We start from the raw sequence: 22,988 nt of genomic DNA, 5'->3' as shown, positions 1-22,988 counted from the left end.
CTGCGGTCACTCCGGGTTGGGCAGGTGCGCGCGCCACTTGGTGAGTGCGAGCGCGAGACAGCCGGCGGCCGCGATCGCGCCGAAGAGGAACATTCTCGGGTACGTCACCGCCGGGAACGTCTCGGACAGATAGGCCATCACGGCCGGCGTCCCGAATCCCAGGTACGTGAGCGAGTAGAAGACAGCGGTCAGTCCGGCCAGGTCGTCCGGGCCCGCGATCCGCTGAATCTCCTGCAGTCCCGACACCATGGCCATGCCGTATCCGCAGCCGAGCACGACGGCGGCGGCGAGCGCGAGCGGAACGGTCAGCGCCGACGCGGCGACGGCGGCAACGCCCATTCCGACGAGGACGACGACCAGCGACACCACGACGGCACGCGCGTTGCGGGGGGTGTCGATCTTGCGGCCGAGCGCCTGGATCGCGAATCCCGCCCCGAGGCCGACCATGCACATGAGCGCCGAGAACGCGAGCGGCAGCCCACCGGTGTGCCCGGACATCAGCGACGGCAGCACCGCGTAGGCGGCGGCCGCCGTGCCGAACACCCAGGGTGCGAGCGGCGCGATCACGAACAGGAATCGCTTGTGTGCGGCGGAGGGGATCGCGAGGTCGCGGGCGAGCGAGACTCGTTCGGAGACCGGCTGGGCCGCGCGGGTCTCGGGGGCCCGCCACAGTGCGACGGCAGCGGCGAGGGCGATCGCGCTGTGCACGACGTACGACAGGACACTCGGCAGCGGCGCCCACTGCGCGAGGACGCCGGCGACGCCCGCACCGAGGCCGAATCCGCCGGTCAGGCTCATCGCTGCCCGACGCGCACCGGCACCGTCCGTGGCCGCGGGATCCCACGGCGCGGTCGACAGTTCCTTCACCCAGCTGCCGCCGACGGCCATGCCGAGGCCGAGCGCGACACCGCACAGGACGCGGCCGACGATGAGCATGGCGGCGGAGTCGGCGCCGAGGGCCAGGAGCGCGGAGCCGGCGACCGTCAGGAACGGTGCCGGGAGCAGGATCGGCCGTCTGCCCAGCCGGTCGGACAGTGGTCCCCCGAGGAGGAGGGCGGGCACGATCCCGACGACGTAGGCGAACAGGAACAGATCGACCGTGACCGGCGAGAAACCGTGATCGGCGCGGTACATGCCGAGGAGCGGCGTGAATTCGTTGCCGCCCCACGCCACCGCGAACATGGTCGCGGCCACCAGCAGCCAGGCGCGCGGCGACGCGAGCGTCTCCGGCACCTCGATCGGGGATTCGCGGACGACGGTCATCGCGCAACTCCTCTCGGGTTGAGGGCGTGGACCCGGCGCATGTGGACGAGCACCGCGGCGTCGAACCCGGCGGCGTCACCCGCCTCGACGAGTTCCGTCAACTGCTCGTGGTCGGCGATGATCCGGGGCAGCTGTCCCGGGTCACGGGTGATCGAGTGTGCGGTCATGCGGCGCTGACGCTCGCGGATGCTGGAGTAGAACGTCGCGAGCAGCGGATTCTCGCCCGCTTCGACGATCATCCGATGGAAGTCGGCGTCCGCGGCGCTGAAGGCGGCGACGTCGCCTCGCTCGGCGATCTCCCGCTGCTCCACGAGGTTTTCGCGCAGGCGGGCGACGAGGAGTTCGCGGGCGTGTGGCTGGTCGGCCAGCACCCGCACGCCGTGCGTCTCGACGAGTTGCCGGGCGTCGACCACGTGCTCTGCCTCGCCGTCGGCGACGGGCACGACGAGCGCGCCCCGCTTCGGGTACAGCCGCATCCAGCCCTCGGACTCGAGCCGGAGGAAGGCTTCGCGCACCGGGGTGCGGCTGAGCCCCATGCGTCCGGCGATCTCGCCCTCGCTGATCAGCTCACCGCCGGGCAGACCGCCCGACAGGATGAGCTCCTTGACCTCGCGATAGGCCTGCTCCGCGGCGGAATACAACATAGACACAAGATGTATTTATACTCCGGAGCCGGGTGCAGGTCTATGCACGGACAGCCACTGTGAGCTCTATCTCCACGGGGGCGCCGGACGGCAGGGCGTACACGCCGATCGCGCTGCGCACCGGCAGCGCGTCGAGTCCCAGGCATTCGACCAGCACGTCCGACGCGCCGTCGGCCACCGCGGACAGTTCGCGAAATTCCGGGGCACACGCGACGAAGACGCTCATGCGCAGGCACCGGGAGATGGCCGCCGTGCCGCCGACGGCCGCGGCTATCGCAGCGACCGCGTTCCTCGCCGCCACCCCGGCCGCCTCCCGGGCCCGCGGGATGTCCAGGTCCCGTCCGACGACGCCGGTAACCGTGAGCACACCGTCGCGGCGTGGCGTCATCCCGGCGCTGTACGCGATCCCGTCGTGCACGACCGCGGGAATGTAGCGGCCCTGGGGTCGTGGGGCGGCGGCGACGGATTCCTGCTCAGACACCGAGTGCTATCCCTTCCTGGCGGGGGTCGGCGGCGCCGGACAGCAGGCCGCGCGCCGCGTCGAGGGAGATGATCTGCGCGCTTCCACCGGCGGCCCACGGACCCTGCAGTGCGACGTCGTGCCCCAGGCGCTCCAACTCCGTGCGCACCTCCTCCGGAATGCGGGACTCGCACCGCAGTTCCGCCGGGCGGCCGACCACATCGGCATCGCTGCCGGGGAAGACGGTGAAGCGGGGTGCCGCGACGGCCTCCGCCGGGTCGAGTCCGTGATCGAGGAGGTGCGAGATCAGTTGCATGTTCCACTGCACCTGCCCGTCCCCGCCCGGGGTGTTCCCGACGTGCAGGAGATTCCCGGACGTATCGGTGATCACCCACGCGTTCAGGGTGTGGAGCGGTTTACGCCGCGGCGCCGCGGCGTTGGGATGTCCCGGGATCAGATAGGCTCCGCGGCCGAATCGGTTGTTCAGCACCACTCCGGTGCCGGGGACGGTCGTCTTGGCCCCGAACGTGAAGGCGAGCGAGTGGATGAAACTGACCGCGCGGCCGTCGGAATCCACCGCGACGGTCGAGGTGGTGTCACCGGCGCTCACGCTGAAGGCGCCCGACGACGCCCGACGGCCGTCCAGCCGGTCTCTCGCCGCCCCGATCGCGGCCGGCTCGAGCACGGCCCTCCACCCGTCGTTGCCGGCGCCGCAGGTCGCGAACCGATCCTCGAAGGCCAGACGGGCCGCTCGCGCCATGCGATCGACTGCCGGAGCGGTGAGCCACGGCGAGAAGCCGATGACGCCGTCGTTCAGCGCCGCCTGCTGGAGCACCATCCATCCGGGGGTGGGCAGGGGCGTCTGGTGAACGACCGCGCCGGCGTAGTGCCCGCTGATCGCCGACTCCGGTCGCACGTCGGCGCCTGCCGCCCACTCGTCCCCGCCGAACGGCGCCCCACCGGCGCGGAGCGCCTCGACCGCCTGCTGAGCGAAGGAACCGGTGTAGAAACCGTGCACGTCGCGCGCCAGTGCCTCGATGGTCAGGGCCAGGTCGCGCTGCGGCAGCCGCTCCCCGACCTGCGGCAATCGGCCGTCCGGGAGGTACACCGCACGCAGTCCGGGGTCGGCGGCGATCGCGGTCTGCGCTTCTCGCACGTCGTCGCGGGTCTTGGCCGAGCAGGGAAGCCCCTTCTCCGCCGCGCGCACCGCCGGTGCCCAGAGGTCCGTCAGCGAGCGGGTGGCGCCACCCGCGTGCAACGCGCCGAGGGCGGCCGGCGCCCCGGGAACCGCCACCGCCAGCGCCCCGTCGAGGGGAATCGACCGCAGCCCGCGTTCGGTATAGAAGTCCACGTCACCGCCGTCCGGCCCGAAGCCGCTGCCCCCGACCGTCCACACCGATCCGTCCGGTTCGCGGACGACGGCGAACGCGTCGCCGCCGATCCCGCATTGCCCCGGCAACGTCACCCAGGTCATCGCGGCCATGGCCAGAGTCGCGTCGATGGCGTTGCCTCCGTCGGCCAGAACGCGGGCACCTACCGTGCTCGCCGCGGGATGACTGGACGAGACCATGCCGTCGGCGGAGAGAGTGGACGGTCGAGGGTTCACTTCATGCACCCCCGCGCGGCCCGCCGGCGCGGGATGGAACTGGTGTCGTCGGGGTCGATGCCGACGAAGATCTCGCCGTCACGTTCCTCGACCGGGTAGGTCTTGATGGCCACCGTCGCCGGCGGGCACACGGGTTCCCCGGTCTCGAGATCGAATACGCTTCCATGGCAGGAGCATCCGATGCCGTCGTCGACGAGTTTCCCGGACGAGAGCAGGCAGTCCAGGTGTGTGCAGTAGTTGGATGTGGCGTAGGCCTTCCCGTTGAGGCGGGCCACGGCGAACTCGTGTTCGCCGGCGAAGAAGCGGCGCACGATGCCTTCGGAAACCTGTCCGGAGCGCGCAACGCGAGTGAATTCCATGGTCTTCTCCCTCTGTCGACAGGTAGTTCTCAGGCCGAAGGGCTGAGGTAGACGGTCTTTTCAGCTTGGTAGAACTGCATCATCGAGTCGCCGGCCTGTTCCTTGTGGGTCTGCGTGCTCGAGGCCTTGTATCCGCCGAACGGCGCGTTCATGCTCATGCCGGTGGTGGGCTGGTTGATCTTCACCAGACCCGATTCGGAACGGCCCGCGAATGCGAGAGCCTTCGTCACGTCGTTGGTGACGATTCCCGCACTGAGCCCGAATTCGGTGTCGTTCGCGAGCGCGACGGCCTCGTCGAAGCCGGACGCCCGCAGGAAGACCAGCAGTGGTCCGAACACTTCGTCCGTGACCACCCGCATGTCGGGGCTGCCACCGGCGAACACGGTCGGGACGGCGAAATAGCCGTTCCCCCTGTCGAGACTTGCTCCGCCGCAGACTAGTTCGGCTCCTTCGTCGCGGCCGATCTGGACGTACTCGAGGAACTTGGCGAGCTGCGCCTTGCTCGCGAGAGCCCCCATGCCCACACCCGGGTCGGCGCCCGGGCCGACGGTGATCCCTTCGGCGAGTTCGACCACGCGGTCCAGCAACCGGTCGTGGATCGCGTCCACCGCGATCACCCGGCTGGTGCCCGTGCACGCCTGCCCGGACAATCCGAAGGCGCCCTTGACGATCAGTGCGGCCGCCTTGTCCACGTCGGCGTCGCCCAGGACCACGACGGGGTTCTTGCCGCCCATCTCGAGCTGACTGCGGCGAGACGGACCCACCGCCGCGTGGATCGCACGGCCCACCTGGGTGGAGCCGGTGAACGTCACGGCATCGACGCGCTCGTCCGCCGCGACCGCGCCGCCGGCGCGACCGGAACCCTGGACCAGGGCGAGGGCTCCGGCCGGAAGTCCCCCGGCCAGCAGCGCCTCGACCAGCCGCTGCCCCATCAGCGGGGTGAGTTCGGACGGTTTGAACACCACGACGTTTCCGGCGGCCAGCGCCGGCCCGAGTTTGCGCGACGGAATGTTGAGCGGGAAATTCCAGGGGGTGATCGCCCCGACGATTCCGACAGGTTCACGCAGGGTGATGACGAGTCCCTCCCCCGGGGTGGGATACGTGCTGCCGGTGGTGCGGAGCGCCTCGCCCGCGTAGAAGCGCAGGTTCATCGGAGTCCGACCGACTTCCATGGTCGCCTCGGCCCGGGTCTTGCCCTCCTCGCGGACGAGTTCTTCGACGAGGTCGCCTGTCCGTGCCTCGAGGTGCCCGGCCGCGGCTTCCAGGATTGCCGCGCGGCGTTCCGGGGGCGTCGCGGCCCACTGCGGCGCCGCCTTGGCCACCGCGCTGACGGCGGCATCCACGTCGGCCTCGGTGGAATCCGGGAACACGCCGATCACGTCGTCGTGATCGGCGGGGTTACGCCGCTCGAACGTCGCTCCGGAAGACGACGGGGCCCACTGCCCGTCAATGAGATTGAGTCCCTCGATCATGACACCGTCACCAATTCCTCGTCATCGTCCATCAGGTCGAACAGGTCGACGTCCTCGTCCGCCAACCGGGCAGGCGCGATCGACCGGCCGATCAGTTCTCTGGCCGCGCTGATCTCGTCGCCGCGGTCGAGCGTGAAGGCGCCGCGCACGACACCGCTGTCCAGATAGAAGGCGGTGAACTCGCCGCCGTCGGCGCTGCCCCGGAACACCAGGTCGGTGTAGCGGGCGGTGCCGGTGAACTGGATGTTCTTGCCGAACTGATCGGACCAGAACCAGTGCGCGGGGTCCACCACTCCGACCCGTCCGAGCATGAGGTTCGCGGTCGCCGCCCCCTGCTTGCTCGCGTTGTCGAAGTGTTCGACGCGAACGTGCCTGCCTGCCGCGTCGGAGAAGCGCGCTGCCACGTCGCCGGCGGCGTAGACGTGTGGAATCGAGGTCCGCCCCTGCGCGTCCACGAGGATTCCGCCGTCGACGGCCAGGCCGGAGGCCTGCGCGACTTCGACGTTGGGAACGATCCCGATGCCCACCACCACGACGTCGGCCGAAATCACCTCTCCGCCGTCGAGCGCGATGAGCACGCCGTCCGGCCTGGTCGTCACGGTGTCGACCCGGACGCCGCCGCGGACGGTGACTCCGTTTTCCCGTTGCAATCGAGTGCAGACCTCGCCCATCTCGGGCCCGAGGATTCGGGCGAGTGGCACCTGGTCGGCTTCGAGGACGGTCACCTCGGCTCCCAGGGCTGTTGCGGTGGCGGCAATTTCGAGTCCGACGAAGCCTCCGCCGATCAGCACCAGACCGACGCCTGGACGAAGGTGGGCGGCGAGCCGTTCGGCGTCGTCGATCGTCCTCAGGTAGTGCACCCGTTCGGGCGCAGGACCGTTCACCGGCATCGTGCGCGGTCTGCCGCCGGTCGCGACGAGTACCGCGTCGGCCGCGATGCTTCGCCCGTCGGACAGTTGGACCGATCCGCTGCTCGCGTCGATCCGGGTCACCGTCGTGTCTGTGAGGAGTTCGACGTTCTGCTTGTCGCGCCACGCGTCGGGAAGCAGCATCAACGATTCGCGATCCTCCTGCCCGGCAAGGAATTCCTTGGACAGCGGTGGCCGCTGATACGGCGCGTGCGACTCGTCGCCGACGAGGAGGATCCTGCCGTCGAATCCTCGGCGCCGCAGGGTGCGCGCCGCGACGGCAGCGGTCTGGCCGGCGCCGATGGTGACGATGGTGTTCAACGTCATGGGGTCACTCGCTCTCTCAGTCGACTTCGGCCGGCGAAGTCGCGGTCTCGGCGTAATCGGGGCTGCGGGTGAGATCCACGTAGACGATGTCGTCCTCGACCTTCACCGCGTAGGTCGGCTGGCACAGGTCCTGGTCTTCCTCGTAGCCGGTGTCGAGGTCGAACGCCCATTGGTGACCTGGGCAGATGACCCGCCCGTGCAGCAGGGTGCCTTTCGCCAGTGACCGATCCTGATGGATGCACAGATCACGAAAGGCGTAGATCCGGTCGTCCGCCTGGAACAGGGCGACCGCGGTGTCCCCGACCTCGACGCGAAGTTTCCGGCGGCGGCCGAGCTCACGGACGGTGACCAGCCGGGTCCAGTTCGTCTCCATCGTTCTCTCCTGTCGGGCGAGATGCCTGCGTCGGGAGGGGCCCGATGCGGGCCCCTCCCTGCGCACGGTCAGGCGGTCGCGAGCTCGAGGTCGGTTGCCACGTACGTGTCGTAGAGCCCCTTCGTGTACGAGAAGCGCATCTCGGCTCCCCACTGCACGAGTTGCAGGCAACGCTGCTGCAGCTGCGGGGTATCGGCGTGGTCGAGCACGATCTGGTATCCACGCTCACCGTGCACGACGTCCGACGTGATGTGCAGGTCGAAGAATTCGATCTCGTCCTCGGTGAACCCGTATACCTCACGCAGCGGGACGATCTGCTTCTTGTAGATACTCGGTACCTGAGACTCGAGTCCGACGACGAGCGCGGCTGTGGCCACGACGAAGTGCTCACGCTGCGACACCGCGTAGCACCAGGACTGCAGACCGCGGGTGATCGCGTTCATGTTCGACGGGTCCTCGACGCGTTCCTTCGTGGTGCCGCACGCCTCGGCGAACTTGATGAGGAGGTCGGTGTGCCGGATGTCGGCCAGTTCCTCCTCGTACATGTTCTGGAGGGTGAAATCCTTTGCGTTGGTGAAGGTGTCGGGGGTGTTCGAGTAGATGTTCGCGAGGTAGTCGGCGAAGGGGCCGACGTAGTGGTAGTGGTTCTCCGCCCACCGCGCGAAATGGTGCTTCTCGAGCTTGCCCTCGGCCCACGCCTTGCTGAACGACGCATTCTTCGCCTCGCGGCCCTTGATGGCGTTCTCCAGAGCTGCGCGGAAATCGTCCCTGCCTAGAAGTTCGGTCATGATGTGCCTCGTCTTCCTCGAGTATGAGAATGGTTGGGGATGCTCCGACTGGAGTGAATTCGACGTTATCGACTCGCGGTCTGCCCGGCCACGGTCGAAGTGACTGCGTTGGAAAGGTTTCGATGTGCACGTTGTCGGCACATCGTGAGCATTCAGCTGGGTACTGCGGCGAGGGCTTCGAACTCGGCCAGCATCGCAGCTCCGACTGCTTTGTCCTGCTTGCCGTTTCCGCCGCTGATGCCTATGCCGCCGACGATCTGGCCGTCGAAGACGAGGGGAAATCCGCCGACGAACACCGCGAACTTGCCCGGCAGCATCTGGCTGATGCCGAATGCCTCGTTCCCGGGCAACGCCGGGCCGTCGGGAGCCTCGTTGAACAGGTGTGTTGCCCGCTCGTGGCCGGCAGCGGTGAACGCTTTGGCGATCGCGATGTCGACGCCGGTGAGGCGCGCTCCCGGCAGTCGGTGCAGGGCCAGTACGTTGCCGCCGTCGTCGCAGACGCACAGGGTCTGCTTGACGCCGATTTCCTCGGCTTTCGCGCGTCCCGCGGCGAGCAGTGGGAGTGCGTCGTCGAGGGTGATTCGGTGAACCTGATGCATTGTCTTCTCCGTTGCGTATTCGGGAGGAAGTGATGCACCGATTTCTATCACCGGCATCGCCGGAGGAACCATGGTCAAACTATCCGGCAATCTCGGCGAAATCAGGGCATAGTGCATAAGCAGTGCAGGTGTGCGCTCCGCCATACTGCACTTTTCGACCACCCGAGGAGGGTCCGCAGTGGACGACACCACGACACCGGCCGCAGAGGACGAGCGACTGTCGTTACGCGGCCTGCTGGAAGAGCCTTTGCTCGCGTCGGCCCGGCTGCTGTCCGGTACGGACGCCCTGAGCGGTCCGGTGACGTGGTGCCTGCCGTGGGGCGAGGTGATGAGCAGGCCCGACTCCCTCGCCGAGGTCGCTGTGTACACCCGGCCCGAAACGCTGCCCGCGCACGGACGTGAACTCGAATCGCTGGTGGCGCGGGGAGCCGGGGTCCTTCTCGTCGACGGGTCGGCGCCCGCGGGCACGGTCTGGCCGACCGGGCTGACGGTCGTGGAGCTGGGTTTTCCCGTCGGGTTCACCGCACTCAACCGGCTCCTCGCCGAGCGCGCTCTCACCCAGGAAGCGCACGTGATGCGCTACGCCCTCACCGTGCACCAGTCGCTCGCGGGCTTGCTGCACCGCGGCGCGGGCCTGCCGATGCTGATCCGCGAGGTCGCGACGCTGACCTCGGACGTCGCCGTCGCCCTGGACGTCCGGGGACGCCTCCTCGCGCACGCGGGACTTCCGGATGTCGAGGACGCGGGCACCGTCGCCCTGCTGGAGGCTCTCGCGGACGCCCTGCCGCGCCTCGAGGAATCACCACCGGCACGGATGCACAACGTTCACGTGTTCCGCCTGGAGCATCCGGAGGGACTGTTCGCGCCCACGACGGCAGTCGCCGGGGCCATGCAACTCGCCGGCCGCTACGAGGGCTGGATCGTGGTCGTCGTGCCCGGGGCGAACCCCCGCAGACACGATATCGCGCAGCACCGGGTGGTCGTCGAACAGGCCGGGACGATCATCGGCACCGAGATGCTCCGGCAGCGGAGCGTGGACGAGGCCGAGGAGCGGGCACGCGGCGACTTCGTCCAGGCCCTCGTGCACGGCAACTTCGCCAACGACCACGACCTGCGCACCCGGGCCGCGCTGCACGAAATCGATCTGGACCTGCACTACATCGTGTTCGTCGCTCCCGGTCTCGTCGACCGCGCGTCGGGACGGCCCGGCGCGAGCATGGTCCGGCTGGCACGTTACGCCGCCGGCGTCCTGCCGCGTCCGGGCGTACGGTCGCACGTCACCGTCATCGGCGACGTGCTCGTGGTGATCCGATCGTTGAGCTCCGTCGACACGCCTGGTGTCGAATCCGAGATCAGCGAGTACGCGCACGCCATGTCGCTCGATCTCGAAACCCGTTTGGGTCAGCGGATTCCGGTGGCCCACGGACGTCCCGCGGCGGGCGCCCGCGATATCGGGGACAGCTACCGCGAGGCCCGCATCACCCTGGGCATCGCCCAGCGGCTCGGGCTGTCCGGTTCGGTGGCCTACAACGACCTGCGCGGGTTCAGTGTGCTCGCCCGCGCCACCGACACCGACGAGAGCCGACGGCTCATCCGTGACGTCCTGGGTCCCCTTCGGGCGTCGAGTTCGCACGCCGACACCGAGGAGTTGCTGTTCGCCTACCTCGAGGAGGGCGGCAACATCAATGCCGCCGCGCGGCGCCTCCGGATCCACCGGAACACGATGATCGCCAAGCTCGATCGCACGTCACGGCTCATCGGCATGGACATCCGGGAACCCGAGAACCAGTTCACGCTGTGGCTGGCCCTCCGTCTCGATCTGCTCTCCCAGGTGCAGGACACCGTCAACCACGAGATCGTGACCCGCTAGTCCTCAGCCGGCCACCGGGTTCTCGCCGGCGAACGTCCCGGCCAATCCGGCGAGCACGACGAGTGCCGCCACTGCGAACAGCAGTCCGTACGGATCGGCCGACAGGTGTGCGGCCACGCCCACCCAGGCGGCGCCCACGGCCGAGCCGCCGAAGCGGATGAGGTTGAACAGTCCCAGGCCGGTTCCGACGGCCCCGGCGGGCGATCGGGTCGAACCGGCCGCGGCGGGTGTCTGGACCATGCCGATCCCCACTCCGGCGACGAGGAGCACGGCGCCGACGGCGACCGGGTTCCGGACGTCCGCGGACAACGTGATCGCCAGTGCCACTTGACTACTGATCAAGACGGCCAGCCCGGTTCGCATCACCACCCGGGCCCCGATCCTGTCGACGAGACGCCCGACGACGGGTGCCACGCATGTCATGACGACCGGTAGCACGAAGAGCATCAGCCCCGCCTGTGTGGTCGAACTGCCCGAGCCCGTCAGGTAGAGCGGAAGCGCGAGCAGCAGGGCCCCCAGCGCGAACATCTGGGTGAAGGCAGCGAGCGCACTGCGCAGGAACCGCGATTCGATCACCAGGTCGATGGGCACGAACGGGTTCGCCGCCCGCCGGCAGTGGAGCACGAACCCGGCCGTGACGACGACTCCGCCGCCGATGGTCGCGATGCTGACCCAGGCGGGCACCTGCTCCATCGAGACGGTCGTGAGGCCGAGGATCAGCAGGACGGCGCCGAGCGTGACGGTGGACGCTCCGATCACGTCGAGTCGCATCTTCTTGCCGGGGTAGCGCGGGATGTAGCGGAGGGTTGCGGCGAACCCGATCAGGGCGACCGGCACCAATGGCACGAACGCCCACCGCCAGCCCCACCAGTCGCTGACGATTCCGCCCATGGACGGGCCCACGGCCTGCCCGATCCCGTTCACCGCAGCCCAGGCGCCGACGGCGCGCGCCCGCCGTGCGGGCCCGAACAGCCACGCGATCAGGCCCATGACCGCGGGCGCGAACGCGGCCGCGGCGATCCCGCCGAGCGACCGCCAGATCACGAGCACGGGCAGGGACGGTGCGAGCGCCGCGCCGAGCGAACAGACCGCGGTTCCCAGTAGGGCCGCGCAGTACACGCGCCTGCGCCCGAACCGGTCTCCGATCCACCCGGCCAGCGGCATCGTCGCCGCGAAGGTGAGGAGAAATCCGACGACGACGAAGATGCCGCTGCCGAGACCGGCGTCGAAGTCGGTGAGGATCGCGTTCAACGGAACGTTGACGATGTTGTTGCTGACCGTGCCGACGAACGTTCCGGCGAGCAGCGCCGCCAGCGCGGGCGACGTGCCGGGTCCGAGTTCGTCACCCGCGGTTGCACTCTGAGCCTGACCGACCGCCGTGTTCATAGAGTCCACTTTCATCCGAGAATTCGCGTTCCGGCGATGCCCGTTCTCGCCGGAAACCCCTGCCGCACCCCGCTCGCCACATTTGGTTAGGCAAGCCTGATTATGAACACAGGATTCCGTGAAACGGGTTCTGCCGAGCATTCCTTTACTTGCGCGTGACAACAAGCAATCCCGGCGAAAAATGCCGGGCACAATGCACAAATACGCTGGTTATCGATGTGCACTCTGGACGTTGACCCTGGAAAACGCCCCGCGCAGTATCACTGCACTGTGACTAGTGCCACTAGTCTGTACCTATTTCGAAGGGGCGCACCGTGGATGTAAGTCTCACCGCCGCACATTGGGTGTATCTCGGAGGAATCATCGTCATCCTCGGGACGATGCTCATGCGGAAGAACATCGTCGTCCCCGCCGTCATCGGCACGTTCCTGACCGCCTTCGTGTTCTCGGACAGCCTCGTCACCGGCCTCGCGTCGATTTTCAATGCGAGCCTCGTCGCCGCCCGCGAGCTGTTCAACATCTTCCTCATCATCTCGCTGGTGACGGCGATGCTCGGCGCACTCCGGCAGATGGGGGCCGACCGGTTGATGGTCGCCCCGTTCCGGCGCGTCATGCGCGGCGGCACCAGCAGCTTCATCGTCCTGGCCGTCGTCACCTACACGATCTCGCTGTTCTTCTGGCCCACCCCTGCGGTTCCGTTGATCGGAGCCGTCCTCATCCCCGTCGCCATCCGCGCCGGCCTTCCCCCGATGGCGGTCGGCATGGCGATCGCGATCTGCGGACAGGGCATGGCGCTGTCGTCCGACTACATCATCAAGGTGGCGCCGGGCCTGTCGGCGAAGTCGGCAGGAGTCGATCCGGACGTCGTCGCGGACCGCGCCCTGGTGATGTCCCTGATCGTCGGTCTCACCGCACTCCTCATCGCCTACTTCACGCAGCGCAGGCACATGCGCCGCCCCGCGCCGGAACTGCTCACCGACTGGGAGTCACGCGCGGAGAGCGACTTCGGCAAGCCCGGCGGCGACGCCCCCGACGGCGATGCGACCCCCACCGGCGGCGCCGCGATCAATCGCACACCGGCCACAGCGGCGACGAGTGCCACTCCCCCGACGTCGACGGCGGTCCTCGCCGAACCCGTCACGGCCTCCGCGCGGCAGGTCATCGACGACACGTTCAAGAGCATCCGCGCCGCAAAGACTTTCGCAGTACTCGTGCCCACGGCGTATCTGGCGTTCATCGTCTACCTCATGGTCGGCAAGTTCACCGACCTGGTGCCCGACCTCAAGGGCGGCGACGCGGCGGCGATGGTCGGCGGCATCGCCGCGCTCATCCTGTTCGCCGCGGCCGCGACCAACGACAAGAAGGGCTTCCTCGAGACGACGTCCGAGCACCTGATCGACGGCCTGGTCTTCGCATTCAAGGCCATGGGCATCGTGATCCCGATCGCCGGATTCTTCTTCATCGGCAACGGTGACTTCTCCGCCGCCATTCTCGGACTTCCCGCGGACGCGACCGGTCCGACGCTGCTCTTCGACCTGGTCAACGCCGCGCAGTCCCACCTGCCGCAGAACGCGTTCGTCACGTCGTTCGGCATTCTCGCCATCGGCATGATCGCGGGCCTCGAGGGCTCCGGATTCACCGGGCTGCCGCTCACCGGTTCACTCGCGGGCGCGCTCGGGCCTGCCGTCGGGATGGACCCCGCAACCCTGGCGGCGATCGGTCAGATGGGGAACATCTGGTCCGGCGGTGGAACGCTCGTCGCCTGGTCGTCGTTGATCGCGGTGGCCGGCTTCGCCCGTGTGCCCGTCCTCGAACTCGCCAGGAAGTGTTTCGTGCCCGTGGTGTCCGGCCTGGTGCTGTCCACCGCGCTGTCGGTGCTCATCTTCTGACAGTTCGACGACCTCGGCGGGGCGGTTTCCCCGCCGAGGTCACGCGCGCAGTCGATCCGCGTTCTCGAGGATGGCGGCGCGCAGCGCCTGCTCCGGTTCGCTGAGAACACTCCGGCGGGCCTCCAGCACGAATTCGACGTCGACGGCGGGCCCCCACTCGTCGCACGAGCGCATCCGCACCGGCGCCAGTCCCGCGGGCGGCAGCGTCTCCGCATGGAACACGACGCCGAGCCCCGCGAGACACGCGGCCCGCAACCCGTTCAAACTGTCCGTCACACAGGCCACCCGCGCGCCGCGCCCGGATTTCTCCAGGACGTCGAGCGCCGCTTCCCTCGTGATCGACGGCGGCGGATACGTCACCAGCGGCACCGGTCCCTCGGTATCCGGAACGAAGTCGGGGGCCGCGAAGAACGCCAACCGGTCGGACCACACCAGTTCGCCGTGCCGGTCTCCTCTGCGACGCTTCCCGAAGACCAGGTCCAGCCGGCCTTCGTGCAGTTGCCGGAACAACACTTCGCTCAACGCCACCGTGAGTTCGAGATCGACGAGCGGATGGCTGCGGCGGAACTCGCCCAGAATATGAGGTAGCTCGTGCAGAACCAGATCTTCGGACGCCCCGAACCGGACGCGTCCCCGCACACCGGACTGGGTGAAGTAGCGCTCGGCGTCCGAGTGCCGCTCGAGAATCGACGTCGCGAAACCCACCATCACCGAGCCGTCCGCGGTCAAATCGACCGAATGCGTGTCCCGCAGAAACAGGCGGCGCCCGGCGGCCAGTTCCAGCTTTCCCACGTGCTGGCTGACCGTCGACTGCCGCAGGTTCAGTCGCCGGGCCGCGGCGGTGAAACTGCGGGTGCGCGCGACCGCGAGAAAGCTCCGCAGATGAACGGGATCGAACATCACCCATTGTTATCACGGTTCGGCATTACAGTAAACGCGACTATCGTCTTTCGAAATATCCGCGCATTCCTTACGGTCGAACCATGCTGACGAAGATCCCGCTGCTCAGAAGACTCGATCCGTTCATTCTCGGCATCCTGATCACCGTCGGGATCGCCAGCCTGATCCCCGCGGACGGCACGGCCCTGACCGCGTTCACGTGGGCCACGAAGGTTGCCGTCGGAATTCTGTTCTTCCTCTACGGCGCCCGACTGTCCACGCAGGAGGCGCTGCACGGCCTGCGTCACTGGCGTCTGCACGTCACCATCCTCGCGGCGACGTTCGTGATCTTCCCGCTACTCGGAATCGCTGCGCGCGTGCTGGTTCCGACGATCCTGACCCAACCGCTGTACCTGGGCCTCCTCTACGTCTGCCTGCTGCCGTCGACCGTCCAGTCGTCGATCGCCTTCGTGTCGATCGCCCGGGGCAACGTGCCCGGCGCCATCGTCAGCGCCTCGTTCTCCAACATCCTCGGCATCTTCGTGACACCACTGCTCGTGGCATTGCTGATGACGAGCGAGGGGGCAGGATTCGACGCGTCCTCCGCGATCGGCATTCTCGTCATGCTCCTGCTCCCGTTCATCGCCGGCCAGGCGGTGCGACGGTGGATCGGTCCCTGGGTGAAGAAGCACGGCGCACCGCTCAAGCTCGTCGACCGGGGATCGATCCTGCTGGTCGTCTACGTCGCATTCAGTGAGGGAATGAACGAGGGCATCTGGGGCACACTGTCCGTCGGCCGGCTCCTGGCTCTGCTCGCGGTGTGCGCGGTGCTGCTCGGCGTGGTCCTGTCCGTCACGTGGTTCGGGTCGAAGCGACTCGGCTTCGACCGGGCCGACCAGATCACGATCACGTTCTGCGGGTCGAAGAAGAGCCTCGCCACCGGGCTTCCGATGGCCACCGTCCTGTTCGCGAGCCAGCCGATCGGCCTGATCGTCCTGCCGCTCATGCTGTTCCACCAACTGCAGTTGCTGGTGTGCGCGTGGATGGCGGGCCGGCTGGCCCGACGCGCCGCCACCGAGGAGACGGAACTCGCGACCAGTTCGAGCTAGCCGGGAATCATTCGGCCAATACGGCCTTCAGGAAGGTCTTGGTGCGCTCGTTCTTCGGCGCGGTGAAGATCGTCGCCGGGTCGCCTTCTTCCACGACCCGCCCGGCGTCGAACATCATCACCCGGTTCGACACGTCCCGCGCGAACTGCATCTCGTGCGTGACGATCAGCATCGTGATGTCGGTGGTGCGCGCGACGTTCCTCAGCACGTCGAGGACGTCCGCCACCAACTCCGGATCCAGCGCCGACGTGACCTCGTCGAGCAGCAGAATGTCGGGGTCCATGGCGAGTGCTCTCGCGATCGCGACCCGCTGCTGCTGGCCACCGGACAGTTGCGTCGGGTGCGCGGTCTCCTTGTCCGACAGACCGACCGTCTCGAGCAACTCGCGTGCCCTCGTCACGGCCGCGGCCTTGTCCAGACCGAGCACGTGGATCGGCGCTTCGGTGATGTTCTCGATCACGTTCATGTTGGGGAACAGGTTGAACTGCTGGAAGACCATGCCGATCCGGCGTCGTATCCGGCGCACGTACTTCTCCGACGCCGGCACGAGTTTGCTTCCCTTCTCCTCGTGCGTCAGCGGTACCCCGTCCACCCAGATGACGCCCTCGTTCACCTTCTCGAGGGTCATCAGTAGCCGCAGGATGGTCGTCTTCCCCGATCCACTCGGACCGATCAGGGTCACCCGGTCACCGCGCGCGACCTGGAAGTCCAGGTGGTCGAGCACGACGTGGTCGCCGAACTGCTTCACGACATCGTCGAATCGGATCATCGGGGTTGCTGCGCTCGCGTCATCGGGCAAGACGTCTCTCCAATCGCCGTATGAGCAGGGACGTCGGGTAGCTGGCGACCAGGAAGATCACACCCGCCAGCGTCAACGGTTCGAGGTACTGGAAATGCCGGGCGCCGAACTGCTGCGCGGCCGTCACCATCTCCACCACCGTGATGGCGAACAGGAACGGGGTGTCTTTGAACATCGACACCGCGTAGTTGCCCAGCGCCGGGACGACGCGCCGGATGGCCTGCGGCAGGATGATCGCACGCCACGTCCGGGTGGGCGCGATGGACAACGCCCGCGCCGCCTCCCACTGGCCGACGGGCACCGCTTCAATACCCGCCCGGTACACCTCGGCCATGTATGTCGAATAGTGGATTCCGAGTACGACGACACCGATCTGCAGCGGCGACAGTCCCGTGAACGTGTAGTACACGAACAGCAGTTGCACGACGAGCGGGGTCAGCCGGATGAACTCGCTGACGGCGCGGACCGGGACACTCACCCACCGCGGCGCCGCCTGCCGGATCAATGCGATGACGAGACCGAGAACGACGGAGATCAGGAACCCGAGAACGGTAGCGATGAGGGTGATCTTGAAACCCTCGAGCAGCACGGGCAGTGCCTCGAACGCTCGATCCCAACTCCACTGGACGCTCATTGCTTCGCCGCCTCCAGTCCCCGTGGATCGGAGGGTGCGAGGCTGAAGATCTCACGCAGGGACGGACCTGTGCCGAGGCGATTCTTCGCCCGCACCTCAAGCGCGTTCATCACCAGTGTCAGCACGTAGCCGATGACGAAGTAGATGACGAGCCCGACGCCGAAGGCGAAGAGCGTGTTTCCGGTTGTCTGCCGGAGTTGGTCGATCTCGAAGGTCAAGTCCTGCAGAAGGATATAGCTCGCGAGCGCCGTGCCCTTGAGGAGTTGGATCAGGAGATTGGTCAACGGAGGAATCATCTCCGCCCAGGCCTGCGGGAAGACCACCCGGCGCAACCGCTGCCAGTGACTGAAGTCCAGGGCTGTCGCCGCCTCCCATTGCGACTGCGGTACCGAGTTGATCGCGCCCCGCACCACCTCGGCTCCGTAGGCGCCGTAGTTCAGCCCGAGCGCGAGGATCCCGCAAAGCACCGGGTCGAGGAGGTAGCCGAACAACGGAACCACGTAGAACAACCAGAACAGCTGCACCAACAGCGAAGTACCTCGGAAGAATTCGATGAACGCGCGCGCCGATCCCCTGATCACGATGTTGTGCGCACGCGCAGCCAGTCCGAGCGCGAGCGCGAGGACGAACGCGAGGAGGGCGCCTCCCGCAGTCAGTTGGAGCGTGACGACGATGCCTTCCTGGATGCTCGGCCACGCATCGAGGAAGGCATCGATGTTCTCCTTCACAGGCAGCAGACCTCTACGACGATCAGCCGGCCCCGCCGCAGAGTTTGGCGGTGGTCAGGTTCGGATCGGGCAGTTCCTCCGCGGTGAATCCGAACGGTCCGACGATGGACAGGTACTTGTCCTTGTCGGAGGTGATCTTGGCCAGCTCGGCGTTGTAGGCGTCTCGCAACTCGGTGTCTTCCTTGCGGAAGACCGTGCCCCCGGCACCGACCTGGGGTACCCCGTCGATCTCGGCGACGAACGAGTTCGTCACCTCCACCGGGGCCTGCGGGTTGTTCTGCGCCAGCCAGTTCAGTGAGATTCCGGTGAGCGCAAAGACATCCGCGCGCCCGTTGGCGACGGCGTCCATTCCGTCCTGCGGCGACGCCACCTGCATCGCATCGATCCCGAGTTGCTGCGCGTAGTCTGATTCGATCGCCCCGGTCATCGCGGCCATCCGCACCCCGCTCTGCTGCACCGACTGCATATCGGTGAGCTTCGCGGGATTACCCTTGGGCACCATCAGCGCGGTCGTGTAATTGAACTCCGGTTCACTGAACGCTGCCTGCTCGCACCGCTGCGGCAGGATCGACATGCCGGCGCTGACGACGTCGAAGCGACGGGCCTGCAGTCCGGGAATGAGCGCTCCGAAGTCGGTACTCACGCCCTCGACGTTGTCGATGCCCAGGTTCTTGAAGATCTCGCGGTGCAGGGCCACGGTGGCGCCGGTCAGCTGGCCGTCCTGCTCGAAGCTGTACGGGGCCTCGCCGGCGAAGCCGACGGTCACCGTTCCGCTGTCCTGCAGCTGCTGGAGGAGTGATCCGCCGCTGGTCGTGTCGGTCTTCGTGCACCCCGCCAGGGAGCCGGCGGCCACCATCATGCCTGCGAAGGCGACAGCCGCCCTGACTGCCGGACGTTGTTTCGACATCGTGCTCGTCACCACAGATTCCCTTCGTCACCTCGGGTGATCCGGGAGGACGCGCACCGCACGGCACGATCCCAACGGATCTGCCCGGGCCACGTTACGCAGGCGAACGATCCGCCATAGGGGAACCGGGGGGACGTTACCGCAGCGTTATCAAATAGCGGTCGGCGAATGTCCCCGGGAATGCCGAAAGCCCCCCAACAAGGTTGGGGGGCTTTCGGTAACGGATGTTCGGCGGTGTCCTACTCTCCCACACCCTGTCGGGTGCAGTACCATCGGCGCTGGAGGGCTTAGCTTCCGGGTTCGGAATGGGACCGGGCGTTTCCCCTCCGCTATGGCCGCCGTAACTCTATGAAACTGTCACACGGAACATCAGCGAAGACACACATCACCATTGGTGGTGGGGGTGTGCTTCTTTCTTCTGTTCTGAAACGTGTGTGTTGTTTCAGATACTGCACAGTGGACGCGTAGCTTCTTTGTGGTAAGTCCTCGGCCTATTAGTACCAGTCACCTGCATCCGTTACCGGACTTCCAGTTCTGGCCTATCAACCCGGTGGTCTGCCGGGGGCCTTACCCCCTCGAGGGGGTGAGAAACCTCATCTTGGAACAGGCTTCCCGCTTAGATGCTTTCAGCGGTTATCCCTTCCGAACGTAGCTAACCAGCGGTGCTCCTGGTGGAACAACTGGCACACCAGAGGTTCGTCCGTCCCGGTCCTCTCGTACTAGGGACAGCCTTCCTCAAGTTTCTAACGCGCGCGGCGGATAGAGACCGAACTGTCTCACGACGTTCTAAACCCAGCTCGCGTGCCGCTTTAATGGGCGAACAGCCCAACCCTTGGGACCTACTCCAGCCCCAGGATGCGACGAGCCGACATCGAGGTGCCAAACCATCCCGTCGATATGGACTCTTGGGGAAGATCAGCCTGTTATCCCCGGGGTACCTTTTATCCGTTGAGCGACACCGCTTCCACTTGCCGGTGCCGGATCACTAGTCCCGACTTTCGTCCCTGCTCGACCTGTCAGTCTCACAGTCAAGCTCCCTTGTGCACTTGCACTCGACACCTGATTGCCAACCAGGCTGAGGGAACCTTTGGGCGCCTCCGTTACATTTTGGGAGGCAACCGCCCCAGTTAAACTACCCACCAGGCACTGTCCCTGAACCAGATCATGGTCCGAGGTTAGAGGTCCAATACGATCAGAGTGGTATTTCAACAACGACTCCACACTCACTGGCGTGAGCGCTTCACAGTCTCCCACCTATCCTACACAAACCGAACCGAACACCAATACCAAGCTGTAGTGAAGGTCCCGGGGTCTTTTCGTCCTGCCGCGCGTAACGAGCATCTTTACTCGTAATGCAATTTCGCCGAGTCTATGGTTGAGACAGCTGAGAAGTCGTTACGCCATTCGTGCAGGTCGGAACTTACCCGACAAGGAATTTCGCTACCTTAGGATGGTTATAGTTACCACCGCCGTTTACTGGGGCTTAAATTCTCAGCTTCGCCACCGAAGTGGCTAACCGGTCCTCTTAACCTTCCAGCACCGGGCAGGCGTCAGTCCGTATACATCGTCTTACGACTTCGCACGGACCTGTGTTTTTAGTAAACAGTCGCTTCTCACTGGTCTCTGCGGCCCCACCCAGCTCACACTGCAAGAGTGATCACCGGACGAGGCCCCCCTTCTCCCGAAGTTACGGGGGCATTTTGCCGAGTTCCTTAACCATAGTTATCTCGATCGCCTTAGTATTCTCTACCTGACCACCTGTGTCGGTTTGGGGTACGGGCCGTGTGAAAGCTCGCTAGAGGCTTTTCTCGGCAGCATAGGATCACTGAATTCGCCTCATTCGGCTATGCGTCACCTCTCAGGCTTGATGAACGGCGGATTTGCCTACCATTCGCCCTACAGGCTTACACCAGTATTACCACTGACTGGCTCAGCTACCTTCCTGCGTCACCCCATCGCTTGGCTACTACCAGATCAGGTCCCATGCATCCACATCCAGGGCCCCCGAAGGGGCGTAAGGACGCTTCAGGATGGTTAGTATCACTGATTCACCAGGGGCGCGTTCACACGGGTACGGGAATATCAACCCGTTGTCCATCGGCTACGCCTGTCGGCCTCGTCTTAGGTCCCGACTCACCCTGGGCGGATTAACCTGGCCCAGGAACCCTTGGTCATTCGGCGGACGAGTTTCTCACTCGTCTTTCGCTACTCATGCCTGCATTCTCACTCGTGTGGCCTCCACGGCTGGGTCACCCCGCCGCTTCCATGGCCACACGACGCTCCCCTACCCATCCACACCACTGCCCAAGACTCCGCAGAATCAAGGGGGTGCATTGTGTGAATGCCGCAGCTTCGGTGGTGTACTTGAGCCCCGCTACATTGTCGGCGCAGGATCACTTGACCAGTGAGCTATTACGCACTCTTTCAAGGGTGGCTGCTTCTAAGCCAACCTCCTGGTTGTCTTCGCGACCCCACATCCTTTTCCACTTAGTACACGCTTAGGGACCTTAGCTGGCGATCTGGGCTGTTTCCCTCTCGACTACGAACCTTATCGCCCGCAGTCTCACTGCCGCGCTCTCACTCACCGGCATTCGGAGTTTGGCTGATTTCGGTAAGCTTGTGGGCCCCCTAGACCATCCAGTAGCTCTACCTCCGGTGAGAAACACGCGACGCTGCACCTAAATGCATTTCGGGGAGAACCAGCTATCACGGAGTTTGATTGGCCTTTCACCCCTACCCACAGCTCATCCCCTCAGTTTTCAACCTAAGTGGGTTCGGTCCTCCACGACGTCTTACCGTCGCTTCAACCTGGCCATGGGTAGATCACTCCGCTTCGGGTCTAGAACATGCCACTACGGACGCCCTATTCGGACTCGCTTTCGCTACGGCTACCCCACACGGGTTAACCTCGCGACATGCCACTAACTCGCAGGCTCATTCTTCAAAAGGCACGCCATCACCCCCCACACCGAAGTGTGCAAAGGCTTTGACGGATTGTAAGCGCACGGTTTCAGGTACTATTTCACTCCCCTCCCGGGGTACTTTTCACCTTTCCCTCACGGTACTAGTCCGCTATCGGTCACCAGGGAGTATTCAGGCTTATCGGGTGGTCCCGACAGATTCACACCAGATTTCACGGGCCCGGTGCTACTTGGGTTTCCATCACGACAGTCATCATGTTTTCGTGTACGGGACTCTCACCCTCTACGACAGGCCGTTCCAGACCACTTCCACTAACACAATGATTTCTTACTGTCGGCCAACACGGCAGCATTGACAAGATGAACCCCACAACCCCACGAATGCAACACCTGCCGGCTATCACACATCCATGGTTTAGCCTCTTCCGCTTTCGCTCGCCACTACTCACGGAATCACTATTGTTTTCTCTTCCTGTGGGTACTGAGATGTTTCACTTCCCCACGTTCCCTCCACACACCCTATATATTCAGGTGCGGGTAACACGACATCACTCGTGCTGGGTTTCCCCATTCGGACATCCTCGGATCTCAGCTCGGTTGACAGCTCCCCGAGGCTTATCGCAGCCTCCTACGTCCTTCATCGGCTCCTGGTGCCAAGGCATCCACCGTACGCTCTTCATTACTTACAACAAAGATGCTCGCGTCCACTGTGCAGTTCTCAAACAACACACAACCAACCATGTCCTCGTCGCCACCGAACACCAGAAAAACCCGGCCGGTATGACCACCATGATCACTTGTAAGTTCTTGCCTAGAAAAAACACTCGCGTGTTCCCTCAGGACCCAACAGTGCATCGATATAACTCTTCTCCCACCGGCACTCGGGCCGGCAGTAGTGAAAAGAATGTTTGTCAGTGTTCCACCCATGAGCGTCCGCAGCCCTACTGATGAGGACTAAACGGTCTCTGCCAAGCCGCTGTACACCTGTGTGACAACAACATTGGAGATGTGCTCCTTAGAAAGGAGGTGATCCAGCCGCACCTTCCGGTACGGCTACCTTGTTACGA

General features: G+C 65.6%; 19 protein-coding genes and 3 rRNA genes (1 of these 22 cut by a window edge). 3 read left to right on the top strand and 19 right to left on the bottom strand.

What is annotated here, in order from left to right; translation table 11 throughout:
* Positions 1 to 6: 6 nt before the first annotated feature.
* The 10 genes from PSR88_RS22260 to PSR88_RS22215 form a co-directional block, all read right to left on the bottom strand.
* Positions 7 to 1,263 (bottom strand): MFS transporter, encoded by a 1,257-nt coding sequence (locus PSR88_RS22260; protein ID WP_016884179.1) that lies wholly within the window; start codon positions 1,261 to 1,263, stop codon positions 7 to 9.
* On the bottom strand, positions 1,260 to 1,907 hold the full coding sequence (locus PSR88_RS22255) for a GntR family transcriptional regulator (RefSeq protein ID WP_016884180.1): 648 nt from the start codon (positions 1,905 to 1,907) through the stop codon (positions 1,260 to 1,262). Before PSR88_RS22255 ends, PSR88_RS22260 begins: the two co-directional genes overlap by 4 nt.
* 40 nt (positions 1,908 to 1,947) lie before the next feature.
* Positions 1,948 to 2,388 carry a RidA family protein gene (locus PSR88_RS22250; RefSeq protein ID WP_011596799.1) on the bottom strand — a complete coding sequence of 147 codons (441 nt, stop codon included), beginning with the start codon at positions 2,386 to 2,388 and terminating at the stop codon, positions 1,948 to 1,950.
* A complete protein-coding gene (locus tag PSR88_RS22245) occupies positions 2,381 to 3,973 on the bottom strand; it encodes a gamma-glutamyltransferase family protein (protein WP_016884181.1) in 1,593 nt (530 codons plus the stop codon). The genes PSR88_RS22250 and PSR88_RS22245 overlap by 8 nt, the downstream gene beginning before the upstream one ends.
* Positions 3,970 to 4,332, bottom strand: a complete 363-nt coding sequence (locus PSR88_RS22240) for a Rieske (2Fe-2S) protein (protein ID WP_005245019.1) — start codon at positions 4,330 to 4,332, stop codon at positions 3,970 to 3,972. Before PSR88_RS22240 ends, PSR88_RS22245 begins: the two co-directional genes overlap by 4 nt.
* 29 nt (positions 4,333 to 4,361) lie before the next feature.
* Positions 4,362 to 5,804, bottom strand: a complete 1,443-nt coding sequence (locus PSR88_RS22235; protein WP_016884182.1) for an aldehyde dehydrogenase family protein — start codon at positions 5,802 to 5,804, stop codon at positions 4,362 to 4,364.
* Positions 5,801 to 7,039 (bottom strand): NAD(P)/FAD-dependent oxidoreductase, encoded by a 1,239-nt coding sequence (locus PSR88_RS22230; RefSeq protein ID WP_016884183.1) that lies wholly within the window; start codon positions 7,037 to 7,039, stop codon positions 5,801 to 5,803. Before PSR88_RS22230 ends, PSR88_RS22235 begins: the two co-directional genes overlap by 4 nt.
* Positions 7,040 to 7,055: 16 nt before the next feature.
* Positions 7,056 to 7,412, bottom strand: coding sequence for a Rieske (2Fe-2S) protein (locus PSR88_RS22225; protein WP_009477441.1), 357 nt, complete (start codon positions 7,410 to 7,412; stop codon positions 7,056 to 7,058).
* 68 nt (positions 7,413 to 7,480) lie between these two features.
* Positions 7,481 to 8,200 carry a TenA family transcriptional regulator gene (locus PSR88_RS22220; RefSeq protein WP_009477440.1) on the bottom strand — a complete coding sequence of 240 codons (720 nt, stop codon included), beginning with the start codon at positions 8,198 to 8,200 and terminating at the stop codon, positions 7,481 to 7,483.
* Positions 8,201 to 8,352: 152 nt separating this feature from the next.
* Positions 8,353 to 8,799: a GlcG/HbpS family heme-binding protein gene (locus PSR88_RS22215; protein WP_005262083.1), complete on the bottom strand. Its 447-nt coding sequence runs from the start codon at positions 8,797 to 8,799 to the stop codon at positions 8,353 to 8,355.
* 178 nt (positions 8,800 to 8,977) lie between these two features.
* Between PSR88_RS22215 and PSR88_RS22210 the strand changes: the two genes are divergently transcribed.
* Positions 8,978 to 10,669: a PucR family transcriptional regulator gene (locus PSR88_RS22210; protein WP_009477439.1), complete on the top strand. Its 1,692-nt coding sequence runs from the start codon at positions 8,978 to 8,980 to the stop codon at positions 10,667 to 10,669.
* A gap of 3 nt (positions 10,670 to 10,672) precedes the next feature.
* On the opposite strand, the gene PSR88_RS22205 is transcribed toward PSR88_RS22210, so the two are convergent.
* Positions 10,673 to 12,055, bottom strand: a complete 1,383-nt coding sequence (locus tag PSR88_RS22205) for an MFS transporter (RefSeq protein ID WP_020476852.1) — start codon at positions 12,053 to 12,055, stop codon at positions 10,673 to 10,675.
* 314 nt (positions 12,056 to 12,369) lie between these two features.
* Here PSR88_RS22205 and PSR88_RS22200 point away from each other — a divergent pair, with 314 nt between their 5' ends.
* On the top strand, positions 12,370 to 13,944 hold the full coding sequence (locus tag PSR88_RS22200; RefSeq protein WP_016884185.1) for a hypothetical protein: 1,575 nt from the start codon (positions 12,370 to 12,372) through the stop codon (positions 13,942 to 13,944).
* Between the two features lie 39 nt (positions 13,945 to 13,983).
* On the opposite strand, the gene PSR88_RS22195 is transcribed toward PSR88_RS22200, so the two are convergent.
* Entirely contained in the window at positions 13,984 to 14,844 is an 861-nt protein-coding gene (locus tag PSR88_RS22195) for a LysR family transcriptional regulator (RefSeq protein WP_011596792.1), read from the bottom strand.
* A gap of 83 nt (positions 14,845 to 14,927) precedes the next feature.
* Here PSR88_RS22195 and PSR88_RS22190 point away from each other — a divergent pair, with 83 nt between their 5' ends.
* The gene (locus tag PSR88_RS22190) at positions 14,928 to 15,932 is read left to right on the top strand and encodes a bile acid:sodium symporter family protein (protein WP_009477435.1); all 1,005 of its coding nucleotides are present in this window, start codon (positions 14,928 to 14,930) and stop codon (positions 15,930 to 15,932) included.
* A gap of 7 nt (positions 15,933 to 15,939) precedes the next feature.
* On the opposite strand, the gene ehuA is transcribed toward PSR88_RS22190, so the two are convergent.
* The 7 genes from ehuA to PSR88_RS22155 all read right to left on the bottom strand — a co-directional run.
* Positions 15,940 to 16,701, bottom strand: coding sequence for an ectoine/hydroxyectoine ABC transporter ATP-binding protein EhuA (ehuA, locus tag PSR88_RS22185; protein WP_011596790.1), 762 nt, complete (start codon positions 16,699 to 16,701; stop codon positions 15,940 to 15,942).
* A 19-nt stretch (positions 16,702 to 16,720) separates the two neighbouring features.
* Positions 16,721 to 17,365 carry an ectoine/hydroxyectoine ABC transporter permease subunit EhuD gene (gene ehuD, locus PSR88_RS22180; RefSeq protein WP_009477433.1) on the bottom strand — a complete coding sequence of 215 codons (645 nt, stop codon included), beginning with the start codon at positions 17,363 to 17,365 and terminating at the stop codon, positions 16,721 to 16,723.
* Positions 17,362 to 18,093 carry an ectoine/hydroxyectoine ABC transporter permease subunit EhuC gene (ehuC, locus tag PSR88_RS22175; protein ID WP_009477432.1) on the bottom strand — a complete coding sequence of 244 codons (732 nt, stop codon included), beginning with the start codon at positions 18,091 to 18,093 and terminating at the stop codon, positions 17,362 to 17,364. Before ehuC ends, ehuD begins: the two co-directional genes overlap by 4 nt.
* 22 nt (positions 18,094 to 18,115) lie before the next feature.
* Positions 18,116 to 19,000, bottom strand: a complete 885-nt coding sequence (ehuB, locus tag PSR88_RS22170; protein ID WP_011596789.1) for an ectoine/hydroxyectoine ABC transporter substrate-binding protein EhuB — start codon at positions 18,998 to 19,000, stop codon at positions 18,116 to 18,118.
* Between the two features lie 226 nt (positions 19,001 to 19,226).
* Positions 19,227 to 19,343 (bottom strand): 5S ribosomal RNA (rrf, locus tag PSR88_RS22165).
* Positions 19,344 to 19,474: 131 nt separating this feature from the next.
* Positions 19,475 to 22,610 (bottom strand): 23S ribosomal RNA (locus tag PSR88_RS22160).
* A 330-nt stretch (positions 22,611 to 22,940) separates the two neighbouring features.
* Positions 22,941 to 22,988 (bottom strand): 16S ribosomal RNA (locus tag PSR88_RS22155) (it continues 1,470 nt past the right edge of the window).
* The 16S, 23S and 5S rRNA genes sit together here, the layout of an rRNA operon.

This window comes from Rhodococcus sp. DK176, from assembly GCF_038447315.2.
Lineage (GTDB): Bacteria > Actinomycetota > Actinomycetes > Mycobacteriales > Mycobacteriaceae > Rhodococcus_F > Rhodococcus_F jostii_A.
The sequence above is the reverse complement of the archived record's forward strand: the minus strand, read 5'-3'. Positions and strand labels throughout refer to the sequence as shown.